This window comes from Kribbella sp. NPDC020701 (assembly GCF_055562215.1).
In genome coordinates, this window is the sequence record NZ_JBVHFT010000015.1 from 221,023 (window position 1) to 235,804 (window position 14,782).

Here is a 14,782-nt window from a genome sequence, read left to right on the forward strand (position 1 = left end):
GCGTCGAACCACACCAGCGAAAGGGTTCGATGTGAAGTATCAGCGGTTAGGGCGGACCGGGCTCGAGGTCAGCCGGATTGCGTTGGGCTGTATGAGTTTCGGTGAGCGCAACGAGTTCCACCAGTGGACGCTGGACGAGGAGAGTTCGCAGCCGTACTTCCGGCAGGCGGTCGAGCTCGGGATCACCTTCTGGGACACTGCGAACACGTACGGCGGTGGTAGCTCGGAGGAGTTCGTCGGTCGCGCGATCAAGCAGTACACCCGGCGTGAGCACGTCGTACTGGCCACCAAGGTGTGGGGCAAGATGCACGACGGTCCGGGCGGATCGGGGTTGTCGCGCAAGGCGATTCTGGAGCAGATCGACGCCTCGCTGACCAGACTGGGCAAGGAGTACGTCGACCTGTACCAGATCCACCGGTTCGACCCGGGCACGCCGGTCGAGGAGACCATGGAGGCGCTGCACGACGTCGTACGGGCGGGGAAGGTCCGCTACCTCGGTGCGTCGTCGATGTGGGCTTGGCAGTTCGGGAAGATGCAGTACGCCGCGGATGCCGGTGGGTGGACGCGGTTCGTGTCGATGCAGAACCAGTACAACCTGATCCGGCGCGATGACGAGCAGGAACTGCTGCCACTCTGCGCGGACCAGGGCGTCGGCTCCATCCCCTACTCACCAGTGGCCAAAGGCAAGCTCGGCAAGCCATGGGGCACGCAGTCGCTGCGTGCGGACACCGATCGGGTTGCCCGGGCTCTCGCCCGCGACAGCGACCGTCAGAGCGTCGATGCACTCGAGTCAGTGGCCGCGAAGCGCGGTGTACCGATGGCACAGGTCGCACTGGCCTGGCTACTGACCAGACCGGTCGTCTCCGCACCCATAGTCGGTGCCACGAAGCCACATCACCTAACAGATGCCGCCGCGGCGCTGGAGCTCGAGCTCACCGAGGCAGAGCTCAACCAACTGGAGGAGCCCTACGTCGAACGGCCGCGCAACTGGTACTGAGCGCTAGCCTCGAAAGATGGACGAAGATCACTCAGCAGCAGGCCGCGCGCCTCGCTGGGTGCTTGAAAGGCCGGCTATCCGACTTGGTGAAGCTCTTGGGTTGCGATGGTTCGCGATATATCGTCGAACTATCGCAATCTCTTCATGAGGGACGGTGGTCGGGATGACCGGATCGACGTACGCCGCTGGGTGGCCCTGGGCGCACTTTGCGCGGCACTGTTCAACCTTCGACGACATCAAGGACGAGTTGCGCGCCGCGATGACCGGGCGGCGTGGGCACCAGCACCACGGGCACCAGGGGTTCGGGCCGCAGTGGGGGATGTTCGGCGGGCAGATGTTCGGGCCACCATGGGGTCCGCCGCCGCGCTGGCGTGGACCGAAGGCCCGGCGGGGTGACGTGCGGGCCGCGATCCTCGCCGTACTCGCGGAGCAGCCGATGAACGGCTACCAGATCATCCAGGAGATCGCCGAGCGCAGCGGCGGGGTGTGGAAGCCGAGCCCGGGTTCGATCTACCCGACCCTGCAGCAACTCGAGGACGAGGGACTCGTCACCGCGGACGCCGAGGTCGGTCGCCGGACGTTCACGCTGACCGACGAAGGACGCGCGTACGTCGCTGAGCACCAGGACGAGGTGTCCGCGCCGTGGGAGGCGATGAGTGCGCCCGCCGCCGACGACGAGAACGGTCTGAAGCCGATGCTCGGGCAGGTGGCGACCGCGATGTGGCAGATACTCGCGACCGGTACGCCGGAGCAGCAGGCGAAGGCACGGGAAGCGGTCAGCGAACTGCGCCGCAAGCTGTACGGCATCCTCGCCGACGAAGGTCAGGACGACGAGCGGGACCGGACATGAGCTCGCCCTCCCCTGACTGGCACGGCCGTGACCGACACGGACGTAACCGGGCCGGACGCGACCGGCGCGGACGAGACTGGGCCGGCCGAGACTGGGCCGGATCTGACTGGCGCGGCGGTGACTGGGGCGGTGCCGATGAGTCCGGTGCTGAGCGGGCTCGTGCGGATTGGGCTCGTGGTGCTTGGGCCGGCCCCGGATCCGACGCGGAACGCCGTACGACCGAGCGCCGCCAGGGCCCGGTCCGGATCGGTGACGCCGAACGCGACCAGGCCGTCTCGCTGCTGAGCGATCACTTCGTCGCCGGGCGGCTGACGCAGACCGAGTTCGAGGAGCGCAGCGAGCAGGCGACGCGAGCCCGGTACGTCGACGACCTGGCGCCGCTCTTCGACGACCTCCCGAGTTCGGCCGAGCTGCAGCTCGCGCAGGGCCCGTGGTCGCCGCAGACGGTCCGGTCCCGTCGCCGTACGGGTCCACCGCCGCCATTCGTGATGCTCGCGCCGTTCTTGATGATCGGCCTCGTCATCACGGCGATCACCCTGACCGCGCCGTGGCTGCTGTGGGGCATGTTCTGGATCATGCTGATCAGCGGCGCGAGCCGCCGCCGCTGGTACCACCAAAACCGCTAGGCACAACTAGGTACGACGGCCCCGTGCCCGCGGGATCTCCGTCGCGAACTCGACCACGAACCCGTCCGGGTCGGCCACATGCACCGTCCGATGTCCCCACGGACGGTCGGCCGGCCCGCTCAGTACCGGCACGCCCAGCCCCTTGAGCCGCTCGGCCCACGCGTCCACGTCGTCGACCATCACCACGATCTCCCCACCCGCCCCCGGCGACACCGCCCGCCCCGTCAACCACTCCGCCCGCCGCCGCTCATACAACCCGAACCGCACCCCACCCGCCCCGAACTCCGCATACCCCGCATCCGTGAACTTGTACTCGAGCCCGACCACATCCCGATAAAACCCCACCGAGGCCTCAAGATCCTCGACGTACAAGATCACGTAACCGATCCAGCCCATGCGCAACAGTAGGTCTCTGGCGGATGTCAAAGCTCCCCCGGCCGCTCCGACCTGGGGGTGAGAGCAGGCACAAGCTGAGGAGAGGTCATGGCGAAGGTTCGGGTGGAGAACTTCACGGTTTCGGTGGATGGGTTTGGGACCGGGGTGAATCAGCGGTTGGAGGCGCCGTTCGGGGATGGGGTGGAGGGGCTGCACGACTGGATGTTCGCGGCTCAGGAGGACAAGGCGGCGGGGCGGGGCGGGATCGACGCGGAGCAGGTCGGCCGGTTCGAGGAAGGGATCGGCGCCACGATCATGGGGCGCAACATGTTCGGGCCGATCCGCGGGCCGTGGGAGGACGAGTCGTGGACCGGTTGGTGGGGTGACAACCCGCCGTACCACCACGACACCTTCGTGCTCACCCATCACGCCCGTCCGTCGGTGCCGATGGAGGGCGGTACGACGTTCCACTTCACCGACGACCCGATCGACGTCGTACTGGAGCGCGCGCTCACCGCGGCGAACGGGCAGGACGTGATCATCGCGGGCGGCGCGTCGACGGTCCAGCAGTACCTCAACGCCGGGCTCATCGACGAGCTGCACATCGTCGTCGCGCCGATCCTGGCCGGCGCCGGCGTACGCCTGTTCGACAACGTCGCCGAAGCCCTCGGCAACTACAAGGTCACCAAGACAGTCACCTCCCCGAACGCAACGCACATCGAGATCATCCGGCGGTGATTGGTTGAATGGCCGTATGACGACGGTTCTGCGCTATGCGGCCTTCACCACGGATCCATCCGGCGGCAACCCGGCCGGGGTGGTCCTCGATGCGAGCGGTCTGGACGATCAGGCGATGCAGGCGATCGCGACCGAGATCGGCTACTCCGAGACGGCCTTCCTCACGGACAGATCGGTGCGGTACTTCTCCCCCAAGGCGGAGGTCCCGTTCTGCGGACACGCGACCGTCGCCACCGCGGTCGCCCTCGCCGAACGCATCGGTCCGGGTGAGCTCGTCTTCTCCACCCCCGCCGGCATCGTCCCGGTCACAGTGGACGACAACCTCCGAGCGACTCTGACCAGTGTCGAGCCGTACGTCGAAGCGCTGGACGACGTCAATGAGGTACTTCAGATCCTCGGCTGGCAGGCGGCTGAGATGGACCCGGAGCTGCCGCCGTACGTCGCGTACGCCGGAGCGCGCCACCTCGTCGTGAGTGCGTCGACCCGGCAACGACTGGCCGACCTCGACTACGAGTTCGACCGGCTGCTCGCCTACATGCTCGAGCGCGACCTGACGACACTGCAGTTGGTGTGGCGCGAATCCCCCACCACCTTTCACGTCCGGGATCCGTTCCCGGTGGGCGGTGTGGTCGAGGACCCGGCGACAGGTGCCGCGGCGGCTGCGTTCGGGGCCTACCTGCGGGAGCTCGGCGTGGTCGAGCCGCCGACGACGCTGACTCTCCACCAGGGCGACGATCTCGGTCGCCCCAGCTTGATCCAGGTCGAGCTGCGTGCCGACGACACCAGGGTCCGCGTGAGCGGCAACGCCGTACCGATCACGGAACCCGCGTAAGCCACTCCTCGGTGCCGAACTTCCCGGTGACGCGGTCCTCGGCGACCTCCACGGTGCCGGAGTCGATCGTGCCCGGGCGAAGGCCGTAGCGATTCCGGAACGAGTCGACCATCCGGTCGATCACGTCCGCGCGCTCGAGACCCGTCTGGCTACGCAGCGGATCGACCCGCTTGTTCGCGCTCGTAGCCCCCTTGTCGGACAGCTTCTCGCGGCCGATCCGCAGGACCTCCAGCATTTTCGCGGCATCCATGTCGTACGCCATCGTGACGTGATGCAGTACGGCGCCACCCGCGAACCGCTTCTGCGCGGCGCCGGCGATCTTCCCGGCCGGCGACGTGATGTCGTTGATCGGCTGGTAGGTCGCCGCGATCCCGAGATCGTTGAGCGCGCCGATCACCCAGTCGTCGAGGAACGCGTACGACTCGACGAACGACAGCCCGGACACCAGGGACTCAGGGACGTAGAGCGAGTACGTGATCGTGTTGCCAGGTTCGACGAACATGGCCCCGCCGCCGCTGATCCGCCGTACGACTGTCACGTCGTGCTTGGCCGCGCCCTCCAGATCGACCTCGTTGCGCAGCGACTGGAAGCTGCCGATGATGACCGCGTTCGACGCCCACTCCCACACCCGCAGCGTGGGCGCGCGCTCACCGGAACCGACCTGCTCGGTCAGCACCTCGTCGAGCGCCATCTGCAACGCGGGCTCCCGCGGTACGTCGTGCACGAACTCCCACTCGTGATCCCGCCACCCGGTCGCCCCGCTCAGCGCACGCCGTACGACGACGGCTACGGCATCCGGTGAGAACCCGAGCATCTCGACACCATCACCCAGTACGGCGCGAACGCGAGCCGCGATCTGAGCAGCCGGAGTGGCGACCGGCAGAGCGGCGAGCGCCCCGTTGATCCGCTCCAGCGCGTCATCGGGCTCCAGGAAGAAGTCCCCACTGATCTGCGCCCGCCGTACGTGCTCGTCGACGACCTCCAGATCGGCGACGACAAGTTTCCCGCCCGGCACTTTGTACTCACCATGCATATCCACCAGCAACCTGATCACGCCGGTGAATGTTCCGCGCCCCGCACCGGTTCGGTCCTACACTCCCGGTTATGGCGGAGATGAGCATGAACAAGGCGATTCACGCGGCGTTCCGACGGGATCTGGGGCGCTTCATTGACGCACTGGGGCGGTTTCCGGCCGGGAATCGGCAGCGGGCCGAACAGTTGGCGACCGCGTGGGCGAACTTCGACGACCAGCTGACGCGGCATCACGAGGGTGAGCACGAGATCGCCTGGCCGGCGCTGGAAGCGGTCGGGGTGAGTCACGACGTACTGAAGCAGATGGACGCGGAGCACGACACGATGGCTACCGCACTGGCCGGCACGCGGACCGCGATGGCAGCGCTGCGCGGGTCTGCGAGTGCCGAGGACGCGGCGGCCGCACTGGCCGCGATGCAGGAGCTGCAGCGGGTCACGGTCCAGCACCTAGAGCACGAAGAGGCGGAGATCGAGCCGGTCTACCTGGCGAAGAAGGACTCGCCGGAGATCAAGGCGATGGGCCGCGAGTTCGCCAAGGTCGGCCCGGTCCAAGGCGGCACCTTCTTCGCCTGGGCCCTCGACGGCGCAGCCTCCGAAGAGACCGCAGCCATCACCGGAACCATCCCCAAACCAGTCCTCGTCCTCATCACCGGCGTCTTCGGCCGCTCCTACCGCAAATCAGTAGCCCCGGTCTGGCGTACCTGATGGGTGCCTGAACCGGTCAGGCTGCGGGTTTTAGGCGGTCGGCTACCTGGTGGACGAGGCTGCGGACGGTGTCGATGTCGGCTGAGGCGTCGACCTCGTACGTGATCCCGTGACTGGTGTACAAGCTGATGAGCGGCGCGGTCTGAGCTTCGTACACCTGGAAACGCCGACGGATGACGTCCTCGGTGTCGTCGGACCGGTGCTCGATCTCGGCGCGCCGGAGCAGCCGGTGGACCAGGGCTTCGGGATCGACCCGCAGTACGACGGCCGCGTCGAGCCGGCGGGCCTGTCCGGCGAGGATCTCCTTCAGTACGCCGGCCTGGTCGAGCGTCCGCGGGTAGCCGTCGAGGACGAACCCCGCCCGGGCGTCGGCCGCGGCGAGCCGGTCGCGGACCATCGTGTTGGTGACCTCGTCGGGGACGTACTCACCGGCGTCGAGGTAGCCCTGCGCGGTCCGGCCGAGCTCGGTCCCCTCCGCGACGTGGGCGCGGAAGATGTCGCCGGTGGAGATGACGGGCACACCGAGCCGTCCGGCGAGGTGAATGGCATGCGTTCCCTTGCCGGCCCCTGGCGGTCCCATCAGGACAATAGTGGTCACGGCAACCCCCTTACTCTCGGTAAGTCCAACAGGGTAGGGGAGACCTCGTCTGTGCGGTACGGCGTACGTCACTCCGTCCCGCACAGACGCGTCACACCGCGCGGAAGTGTCCCGAGCAGGCCGAAAACGCTAATTCTCGAGCAAATCCCAGGTGGACAGGCAGAACGGATGGCCGGCGGGATCGGCGAAGACCAGGCAGTGATCGGCGTTCGGCTGGTGCGCGTACCTGGTCGCGCCGGCCGCGAGCACCGTCGCCTCGCCTGCGGCGAGGTCCTCGACGGAGAAGTCGAGGTGGAACTGGATCGGGACCGTCGGCTCCGGCCAGGTCGGCGGAACGTACGCCGGATCCGTCTGGAAATCGATCCGGCCGCCCGCCCCGTCCATAGTCGCCCAGACCGGGTCCGTGTACACGACGCGACCACCCGTGATCTGCGCGTAGAAACCGGCCAGCGCGACCGCGTCCGGGCAGTTGATCGTCGGCGAACTGAGCCTGATCCCGCCGGCCACCGTCACATCTCCGGGCGAAGCTCGACGGTGTCGCCGGGGCCGGCGAACTGGGCCGCGACCTCCTCGGCACGCTCCCGGGTGGCGCAGTCGAGGATGAAGAACCCGGCCAGGTGCTCCTTCGCCTCGGCGTACGGCCCGTCCGTGCTGACCGGCTTCTTCCCCTCCCACCGGTAGATCCGCGCCGACCCCGGCGCATCCAGCGCCAGCCCGCTGACCAGCTCACCGGACGCGGACAGCTCGGCCAGCAGCGCGTCGAACTCCTTGCCCATCGCCTCCCGCTCGTCCGCGGGGATCGCCCGGCCCACCTCGGTGAAGTCGATCGTCGGGTGCCCCCACGGCTGCGGGTTGGAGTGGATCAGGACCACGTACTTCATGACAACCTCCACTGCGCTCAACCGGTACGCCGTACTGCGCCCGGCAACCGTGACGTCGGAGACCCCGCCGGAGGCTCGACATTTCTCCCGGGTGTATCACGGCTCACATCCAGTCACACTCACCCGGCCGGGATTCGTCAGCGTGTCAGAACCGGAGCGACGAGTGGAGAAAACGTCATGAGCACGATTTTGGTGACTGGTGGGACCGGCACGTTGGGGCGGCAGGTAGTGCCGTTGGTGCAGGCGGCGGGGTGGAAGGTGCGGGTGTTGAGTCGGCACGCGCGGGATGGTGGTGACGGCGTCGAGTATGTGGCGGCGGATCTGCTGAAGGATGAGGGGATCGACGACGCGCTGGGCGGGATCGACGTTGTGGTTCATCTGGCGGGTGGGCCGAAGGGGGACGACGTCGGGACGCGGAATCTGGTGCGGGCGGCGGAGCGGGCCGGGGTGCGGCATCTGGTGCACATCTCGGTGACGGCGGTGGATCAGCTGCCGTTGACGTACTTCAAGTCGAAGCTGGGTGCGGAGCAGGCAGTACGGGAGTCGTCGGTGCCGTGGACAGTGCTGCGGGCAGCGCAGTTCCACGACTTCGTGCTGAAGGCGGTACAGGCGATGGCGAAGCTGCCGGTGCTGCCCGTTCCTGGTGGAGTGCGGTTCCAGCCGGTGGATGCGCGGGACGTGGCGGAGCGTCTGGTCGGGCTGGCGCTCGGCGAGCCGGCCGGACTCGTCCCTGACCTGGTGGGACCCAAGGTCTACGGCCTGGGCGAGCTTGCCCGCGACTACTTGCGGGCCAAGGGCAAGCACCGCCTCTCGCTGCCGATCCACGTGCCTGGCAAGGTCGGCAAGGTCTACCGGGCCGGCGGAAACCTCACCCTGTCCGGCGCCGATGTCGGCACTCACACCTGGGAAGACTTCCTGTCCGCGCAGATCTGAAGGTACGGCTCCAGCAACTCGACCAGCTCCGGAGATCGGCGGCGGGCGATTCCGGCCAGGAGATCCGCCACCTGTACTCGCGGGTCGTGCTTCGAGTCGACCTGTGTGACCGAGAGCAGTGGCGGCGGCGCAGGAGCCACTGCCTCGGCGAGGTACGTCGCCAACCGAGCCATGCGACCTGGCGTCAGGGCACTCTGCTCGTCGTGCACCACGGCGACCGACCGCTGCCCGGCGCTCCAGAAAAGCACGGTCTCGGCGAGCGCGGGCACCAGCGGCTCGAGCGGCGGCGGGATCGCCGGATCGTCGTCGATCAGCCGCAGCACCACGTCTTCCACCTGAGCCCGCGTCACCGCACGCAACTCGGGTACGTCGGAGGGCATGGTCGTGAAGAACCGCTCGATCGCCACATGGTCGATCAACCGCACCCGCTTCGTCCGCGTCAGGTCGACGAACGCCGCCAGGAATCCGGTCCGCCGCTGCAGAGCGAGTATGGCGTCGGAGTGATCCCGGGCCAGGCTGGTGCCATCGCCGTACGACGGTTCGCCGGTGAACAGCTCGAGGACCCGGGCGGCGACGTACCGGGTCTTGTCGATGACGTGGACGTGCGCATGCCCACGCAGGGTGGTGAGGAACCACTCGAGCGCGGACCGCTGCTCGGGGCGCAGCAGTTGGTTGGACTTGTACTCGGATCGGCTGCGGAAGCGGGATCGCAGTACGGCGACCACTTCGGCGGCCGCGGGTACGGCGAGATCGACGCTGGCATGGGTGATCACGGGCGAGGCGGGGTCCAGGAGGTTGGTCCCGGAGAATCCGGACTCGTCACACGCGATCTCGACCCATGACGACAAGATGGTCATCAGGATAGGACTCCAAGGCTGAGAGACTGCACGCTGCGGGGCCCGTCGTCACGACGGGCTTGATCAGGCGAAGGAACGCTTGATCAGTGAGCGGCAGCGGCCTTGGTGGACATGCGACCCATCATCGGCCGCGAAGGGCTGACCGCACCAGTGATTTCCAGGCTCAGGGCTTGCGGGCGAGTCCGACCAGCATGAGTTGGCCCGCGCCGGCCGGGCTGAGGTTCTGGTCGGCCTTCGGCCACCAGGCGGTCAGGTCGACCAGCCCCGGCTCCACCAGGTCGAGGCCCGCGAAGAAGCCCGCCACCTCGTGCCAGGTGCGGAACCGTACCTGCGGGAAGGCTTCCTGCAGCTTCTCCTCCATCGCGGTCGAGAACTCGGCCAGCCGGCTGCCGTCGCGTGGGTTGAGCGGATGGGAGAGCGCCAGGTACGACCCGGACGGTACGGCGGCCAGGTACTCCGCGATCACCCGCTCGATCCGGTCCGTGTCCGAGATGGAGTGCAGCACCAGCCCGAGGATGATCCCGACCGGCTTGGTCAGGTCGAGTCCGCCGGTGACGGCCGGGTCCTTGAGAACGGCGCCCGGATCGGTCAGGTCGGCGCCGACGAAGTAGCTGGTGCGGTCGTCGGCGAGCAACGCTCGACCGTGGGAGATCGCGGTCAGGTCGTTGTCGACGTACACGACGGCCGCTCTCGGGTTCGCCCGGACGGCGATCTCGTGGGTGTTCTGCCGGGTCGGCAGGCCGGCGCCGAGGTCGAGGAACTGGTGGACCCCGTCGGTGCTCAGCCGGCCGATCACCTCCGTCAGCCAGCGCCGGTTCTCCCGGGCCAGCTCCGGCGCCTCGGGCGCGATCTTGACCAGGTCCTGGAACAGCCGGCGTTCCACCTCGAAGTTGTTCTTGCCGCCGAGGAACAGGTCGTACAGCCGCGCCTCGGACGGCCGCTCGAGGTCGATCACCTGGTCCCGGTCCGGCATCGCCTCGATCCACCTCGTTTCCCGAATCCGAAAACGTCGATTTGTCCGGAAGGCTACCGCCAGCCCGTACCACGGTCGCGCCAGGGCTGCGTCGCGGAACCCCGGCCCGGCCCGTCCCACCCCACGGGAGATCCGGACCAGTTCCCTGGCAAGCGCTTGCCAAGATCTGCGCGCGGGAAGTCGACCCTCGGCGTGTTCCTCGGGGTCGAGGGACCGGGCTCCGACGGCATGGCCCGTGGCGTACACATCGTCCGCAACTACTTCTCCGACCACACCTTCGCCGGGGACAACGGTGGTGAGCCGATCCGCCTCGGACTGAGCGGACGGTCGCTGAGCGATGCCAGTGCGGTGGTCGAGGAGAATCTGTTCGAGCGGTGCGACGGCGATCCGGAGGCGATCTCGGTCAAGTCGTCCGCGAACACGATCCGGCACAACACGATCCGGGACAGCCTCGGCGGGATCGTGCTGCGGCACGGCAACAAGACCCGGATCGACGGCAACTTCATCCTTGCCGGAAGCAACGGAATCCGGATCTACGGCAACGACCACCTGGTGGTGAACAACTACACCGAGCAGATCGGCGGATCCGGCATCGTGCTGGGCAGCGGCAGCGTCCGCGACCACAAGCCGGAGGACTCGCCGGAGAGCCGCCGCGGCAACGACGCACCGGACCGGGTGACCATCGCCCTCAACACCATCCAGTCCTGCGGTACGGCGATCAGCGGCGAATCCCAGCGCACCCTGCCACCCTTGGGCTGCACGATTGCCGACAATCTTCTTGTCGGCAATGAGGGTGAGCAGTTGGTGTCGATGCCGTACCAGGAGGGCATCAGCTGGTCCGGCAACCTGTGCTGGGGCGCCGCGGCCGACGGCAACATCCCGGCGTCGGGCTTCAGCCGCAAGGATCCGAAACTCGCCACCGGCTCCGACGGGATCCGCCGGCTCACCCCGGGCAGTCCTGCGATCAACGCCGCCGGCAAGACCTATCCAACCGTGACCCGCGACCTCGACGACCAGCCCCGCACCGGCCGAGCCGATGTCGGCGCCGACGAGTACAGCCAGGCTGCTGCCCGCAACCGCCCCCTCACCCCGGCAGACGTAGGTCCTGCCTCGCGATGAGTTTTCTCCGGCTCGCTCGTCTCAACAACCAACACCCGATGAGCGAGCCCTGGAGGTCTCGATGGCGAAGGTTTTGTATTCGGTGACGATGTCGGTCGACGGTTTCATCACCGGACCGGACGGCGACATGCAGTGGATGCGCCCGTACCTCGGCCCCAACCCCGAGGTCGACGAACTGGTCCCCCGGATCGGTTCACTGCTGATCGGCCGCCGTTCACACGACGGCGACGACCCGCACAAGGGCGAAACCGGCGAAGGGCAGGCATTCGGCGGTGGGTGGAGCGGACCGATGTTCGTCGTCACCCACCGCCCTCCGGCCCTACCCGAGCCCGAGATCACGTACGTCGACCAGTTCCCGAAAGCACTCGCCCTCGCCAAGGAGGCGGCCGGCGACAAGTACGTCAACGTGATCGGCGCCGGCATCGCCAAGCAGTGCATCGAAGCCGGCGAACTCGACGAGGTCCTGCTGATCTATGCCCCGGTCATGCTCGGCGACGGCACCCGCCTCTTCGACCACCCCGGCGGCCGAACCGTCCGCCTCGACCGGATCAGCTGCACCGAGAACCCCTCGGCGACCAACCTCTGGTTCACGGTGACTCGCTAGAAGTCCGTGGCGGTCGTCTGCATGACGGCCCGGATCTCGACACATCGGCCCGGAGTTCGGCTGTCGGGGAGCAGACGGGCGAGCTCCAGCGCCCGATCATGAGTCTCGACGTCGATCAGGTAGTAGGCGTCGATGGGCGCGGGTCCTGCCCGATCGGGCAGGTGGACGGCCAGTTGTGGATGCGCGAGGACCTCACCGCCGACCAGTTCGCCGGCGTCGTACGCGGCTCGCTCGAAGTCGTCGCGGCGCAGGCACGGGTCTGCGTCACCCTGCAGGATCAGTAGGAATTTCATCGGCGCACTCCTCTCACTCCTAAGACGGAGTCGAGGCCGCGGTTTTGACATGAAGGCCCGATGTTCGTGCGCACCGAGCGGCTGACCCTGCGCCGCTTCACCCATGGCGACGCCGAGGCGTTCGCGGCGTACCGGTCGGATCCTGACGTCGCCCGGTACCAGTCGTGGGACGCCCCGGTGCCGCCGTCCGACGCGATCCGGAAGGTCGACGAGTTCGCCACCGGCGACCCGGAAGCGCCTGGCTGGTTCCAGTACGCCGTCGATCTGGACGGCGTACTGATCGGGGATCTCGGCCTCGACCTGGACGAGAACCTCAAGCAGGCCGAGCTCGGCTTCACCCTGGCTTCGGAGTACCAAGGCCAGGGCTACGCGACCGAGGCCGTGCGCGGGTTACTCGATCATCTCTTCGTCAAGCGCGAGCTGCACCGGGTCTCGGCCGAGTGCGATGCCCGCAACACCGCGTCGGCCCGGCTGCTCGAGCGTGTCGGCTTCCAGCGCGAAGGACTGCGGCGATCGCACACCTGGTTCAAGGGTGAGTGGACCGACGATCTGCTGTTCGGGCTGCTCCGCGGCGACTACCTCAGCTGACCGCCGCCCACGCCCGCGCGGTCAACCGGATCGACCCATCCGCCTCGATCGGCAACCGCGATCGCACCGCCTCCCGCAGCGCATCCTGGTCCGGCTCGTCCAGGGAACGCAGATAGGCCGGCGCCACGCCGGTCCCACCGAGGAACGGGTGCCAGTAGTCGTCGAACGACGAAAACACCGTGGGTACGACGATCTCGCGCGTGCGGACCGTGGAGAATCCGGCCTCACGGAACAGCTCCTCGAGGCCTTCCGCCGTACAGAACGGGAAGCGGACGCCCTCGTCGTGGTGGCGATCCTCTGGGCGCAGCTCGAGCATCGCGTCGAAGAAGTACCGCATCAACTGCATGCCGTCCGCGTAGTCCCACACGTAGACCGCGACCGTCGAACCGATCTCCCGCATCCGGCGCAGCGCCTCGACCCGCTCAGGGATGAAGTTGAGCACCAGCCCGGCGACGACCACGTCGTACGGGCCGTCGGGGAGCTCGGCGGCCGAGCGAACCTCGAAGCTCACCCGTTCGTCGCGGACGGACTCCCGCGCGTATTCGACGAAACCGGCCGACGGGTCGGTCCCGAGCACCGACGCCGGGTCCGCCGTCCGCAGGATCGTGCCGGTCAGGGCGCCCGTACCGCAGCCGACATCAAGCCAGCGCAAGCCCGTCGGCCGGTCCAGCCAGCCGACGAACTCCTTGGCGACCACCCGGCTCCAGCGGCCGACGTACGACTCGTAGATCTCCCCGCTCGACCACTCATTCATTTGCGCAGGATAGGACCGGATGACGGCAGGGAAACACCCGTCAGCCCCTCCGCGACCTTCCACAACCGTGCGTTGGACTCCGGGTCCAGGGCGTTCTTCGGAGCGGTGACCAGCTTGGTCGGGCCGACCAGGCCGAGCCGGCCGGACGGGCCGTAGTACGCACCCGGCTGGGCATCCGCGCTGGCCGCGGCGAACAGGAGCGGCTCGGTGCCGACCTCGACACCCTGGGACGGCAGCGGGTTGAAGCGCTCACTCAGCAGGATGAGGCGCGAGGGCCGCTCCCGGCCGAGCGACGCACCGGCGGTCTGCAGGTTGGTGCGGGTGAAACCGGGGTGTGCGGCAACGCTCAGCAGGCCCCAACCGCGCTCGGCGGACAGCCTGGCCAAGTGGTTGCTCATCATCAGGTTGGCGAGCTTGGACTGCGAGTACGCCGCCATCCGGCGATAGCGACGTTCCCACTGCAGGTCGTCGAAGTGGATCCGGCCGAAGTTCGCCGCACCACTGGCCATCGTCGCGATCCGCGGCGCGGGCGCAGCGAGAACGAGCGGCAGCAGGCGGACGGTCAGCGCGAACGGTCCGAGGAAGTTCGAGCCGAACTGCAGCTCGAAGCCGTCCTTGGTGGCCATCCGGGTCGGCGGGTGCATCACGCCGGCGTTGTTCACGAGCAGGTCGAGCTGCGACTCATCGGCGGCGAGCTTCTCGGCGAACTCCTGGACCGATGCCAGGTCGGCGAGGTCGATCCGGCGGACCTCGAGCCGGGCGTCGGGGTGCTCGGCCAGGATCTCGGCTTTGGCGGCTTCACCCTTGGCCGGGGTCCGGACCGCCATCACCACCCGCGCGCCGGCAGCGGCCAAGCGCTTGGTGGCCTCCTTGCCGGTGCCGCTGTTGGCGCCGGTGACGACGACGAGCTTGCCGCTCTGGTCGGGGACGTCGTACATATCCGCTCCTCATAAAAGACTGGTGGTCTGTTACGAGATCGACGTTATCAGACCGCTGGTCCGATAACAACAGACCGACGGTCTGTAGA

General features: G+C 67.9%; 20 protein-coding genes. 10 read left to right on the top strand and 10 right to left on the bottom strand.

Annotation, left to right across the window (positions count from 1 at the left end; all coding sequences use genetic code 11):
* Positions 1 to 31: 31 nt before the first annotated feature.
* The 3 genes from ACZ3HV_RS32010 (at position 32) to ACZ3HV_RS32020 (ending at position 2,473) form a co-directional block, all read left to right on the top strand.
* Positions 32 to 997: an aldo/keto reductase gene (locus tag ACZ3HV_RS32010; protein ID WP_465689712.1), complete on the top strand. Its 966-nt coding sequence runs from the start codon at positions 32 to 34 to the stop codon at positions 995 to 997.
* Positions 998 to 1,160: 163 nt separating this feature from the next.
* Positions 1,161 to 1,847 (top strand): PadR family transcriptional regulator, encoded by a 687-nt coding sequence (locus tag ACZ3HV_RS32015; RefSeq protein WP_465689713.1) that lies wholly within the window; start codon positions 1,161 to 1,163, stop codon positions 1,845 to 1,847.
* On the top strand, positions 1,844 to 2,473 hold the full coding sequence (locus ACZ3HV_RS32020) for a DUF1707 SHOCT-like domain-containing protein (RefSeq protein WP_465689715.1): 630 nt from the start codon (positions 1,844 to 1,846) through the stop codon (positions 2,471 to 2,473). The genes ACZ3HV_RS32015 and ACZ3HV_RS32020 overlap by 4 nt, the downstream gene beginning before the upstream one ends.
* A 6-nt stretch (positions 2,474 to 2,479) precedes the next feature.
* On the opposite strand, the gene ACZ3HV_RS32025 is transcribed toward ACZ3HV_RS32020, so the two are convergent.
* Positions 2,480 to 2,869, bottom strand: a complete 390-nt coding sequence (locus ACZ3HV_RS32025) for a VOC family protein (protein WP_465689717.1) — start codon at positions 2,867 to 2,869, stop codon at positions 2,480 to 2,482.
* Positions 2,870 to 2,956: 87 nt separating this feature from the next.
* Between ACZ3HV_RS32025 and ACZ3HV_RS32030 the strand changes: the two genes are divergently transcribed.
* Both ACZ3HV_RS32030 and ACZ3HV_RS32035 read left to right on the top strand, forming a co-directional pair.
* On the top strand, positions 2,957 to 3,586 hold the full coding sequence (locus ACZ3HV_RS32030; protein WP_360366945.1) for a dihydrofolate reductase family protein: 630 nt from the start codon (positions 2,957 to 2,959) through the stop codon (positions 3,584 to 3,586).
* Positions 3,587 to 3,602: 16 nt separating this feature from the next.
* Positions 3,603 to 4,418 (top strand): PhzF family phenazine biosynthesis protein, encoded by an 816-nt coding sequence (locus ACZ3HV_RS32035; RefSeq protein WP_465689719.1) that lies wholly within the window; start codon positions 3,603 to 3,605, stop codon positions 4,416 to 4,418.
* On the opposite strand, the gene ACZ3HV_RS32040 is transcribed toward ACZ3HV_RS32035, so the two are convergent.
* Complete coding sequence (locus tag ACZ3HV_RS32040) at positions 4,402 to 5,472, bottom strand: lipoate--protein ligase family protein (RefSeq protein ID WP_465689721.1); 1,071 nt, start codon at positions 5,470 to 5,472, stop codon at positions 4,402 to 4,404. The genes ACZ3HV_RS32035 and ACZ3HV_RS32040 overlap by 17 nt on opposite strands.
* A gap of 50 nt (positions 5,473 to 5,522) precedes the next feature.
* Between ACZ3HV_RS32040 and ACZ3HV_RS32045 the strand changes: the two genes are divergently transcribed.
* Entirely contained in the window at positions 5,523 to 6,155 is a 633-nt protein-coding gene (locus tag ACZ3HV_RS32045) for a hemerythrin domain-containing protein (RefSeq protein WP_465689723.1), read from the top strand.
* Between the two features lie 16 nt (positions 6,156 to 6,171).
* Here the strand turns inward: ACZ3HV_RS32045 and ACZ3HV_RS32050 are convergent, their stop codons facing one another.
* The 3 genes from ACZ3HV_RS32050 to ACZ3HV_RS32060 all read right to left on the bottom strand — a co-directional run bounded on the left by ACZ3HV_RS32050 (position 6,172) and on the right by ACZ3HV_RS32060 (position 7,634).
* On the bottom strand, positions 6,172 to 6,753 hold the full coding sequence (locus ACZ3HV_RS32050) for an adenylate kinase (protein WP_465689725.1): 582 nt from the start codon (positions 6,751 to 6,753) through the stop codon (positions 6,172 to 6,174).
* A gap of 129 nt (positions 6,754 to 6,882) precedes the next feature.
* The gene (locus ACZ3HV_RS32055) at positions 6,883 to 7,260 is read right to left on the bottom strand and encodes a VOC family protein (protein ID WP_465689727.1); all 378 of its coding nucleotides are present in this window, start codon (positions 7,258 to 7,260) and stop codon (positions 6,883 to 6,885) included.
* A gap of 2 nt (positions 7,261 to 7,262) precedes the next feature.
* A complete protein-coding gene (locus tag ACZ3HV_RS32060; protein ID WP_465689729.1) occupies positions 7,263 to 7,634 on the bottom strand; it encodes a YciI family protein in 372 nt (123 codons plus the stop codon).
* A gap of 177 nt (positions 7,635 to 7,811) precedes the next feature.
* On the opposite strand from ACZ3HV_RS32060, the gene ACZ3HV_RS32065 reads away from it, so the two are divergent.
* Entirely contained in the window at positions 7,812 to 8,567 is a 756-nt protein-coding gene (locus ACZ3HV_RS32065; RefSeq protein ID WP_465689731.1) for an SDR family oxidoreductase, read from the top strand.
* Here ACZ3HV_RS32065 and ACZ3HV_RS32070 read toward each other — a convergent pair.
* Both ACZ3HV_RS32070 and ACZ3HV_RS32075 read right to left on the bottom strand, forming a co-directional pair.
* Complete coding sequence (locus tag ACZ3HV_RS32070) at positions 8,531 to 9,424, bottom strand: DUF3800 domain-containing protein (protein WP_465689733.1); 894 nt, start codon at positions 9,422 to 9,424, stop codon at positions 8,531 to 8,533. The genes ACZ3HV_RS32065 and ACZ3HV_RS32070 overlap by 37 nt on opposite strands.
* Before the next feature lie 163 nt (positions 9,425 to 9,587).
* Positions 9,588 to 10,397, bottom strand: a complete 810-nt coding sequence (locus ACZ3HV_RS32075; protein ID WP_465689735.1) for an SAM-dependent methyltransferase — start codon at positions 10,395 to 10,397, stop codon at positions 9,588 to 9,590.
* Between the two features lie 156 nt (positions 10,398 to 10,553).
* Between ACZ3HV_RS32075 and ACZ3HV_RS32080 the strand changes: the two genes are divergently transcribed.
* Positions 10,554 to 11,516, top strand: coding sequence for a polysaccharide lyase 6 family protein (locus tag ACZ3HV_RS32080; RefSeq protein WP_465689737.1), 963 nt, complete (start codon positions 10,554 to 10,556; stop codon positions 11,514 to 11,516).
* Between the two features lie 61 nt (positions 11,517 to 11,577).
* A complete protein-coding gene (locus ACZ3HV_RS32085) occupies positions 11,578 to 12,120 on the top strand; it encodes a dihydrofolate reductase family protein (protein ID WP_465689739.1) in 543 nt (180 codons plus the stop codon).
* Here the strand turns inward: ACZ3HV_RS32085 and ACZ3HV_RS32090 are convergent.
* Positions 12,117 to 12,413: a YciI family protein gene (locus ACZ3HV_RS32090; RefSeq protein WP_465689741.1), complete on the bottom strand. Its 297-nt coding sequence runs from the start codon at positions 12,411 to 12,413 to the stop codon at positions 12,117 to 12,119. The two genes, ACZ3HV_RS32085 and ACZ3HV_RS32090, sit on opposite strands and share 4 nt — an antisense overlap.
* A 60-nt stretch (positions 12,414 to 12,473) precedes the next feature.
* On the opposite strand from ACZ3HV_RS32090, the gene ACZ3HV_RS32095 reads away from it, so the two are divergent.
* A complete protein-coding gene (locus tag ACZ3HV_RS32095) occupies positions 12,474 to 13,001 on the top strand; it encodes a GNAT family N-acetyltransferase (RefSeq protein ID WP_465689743.1) in 528 nt (175 codons plus the stop codon).
* On the opposite strand, the gene ACZ3HV_RS32100 is transcribed toward ACZ3HV_RS32095, so the two are convergent.
* Entirely contained in the window at positions 12,994 to 13,755 is a 762-nt protein-coding gene (locus ACZ3HV_RS32100) for a methyltransferase (protein ID WP_465689744.1), read from the bottom strand. The two genes, ACZ3HV_RS32095 and ACZ3HV_RS32100, sit on opposite strands and share 8 nt — an antisense overlap.
* Entirely contained in the window at positions 13,752 to 14,693 is a 942-nt protein-coding gene (locus ACZ3HV_RS32105) for an SDR family oxidoreductase (RefSeq protein ID WP_465689745.1), read from the bottom strand. Before ACZ3HV_RS32105 ends, ACZ3HV_RS32100 begins: the two co-directional genes overlap by 4 nt.
* Between the last annotated feature and the right edge of the window lie 89 nt (positions 14,694 to 14,782).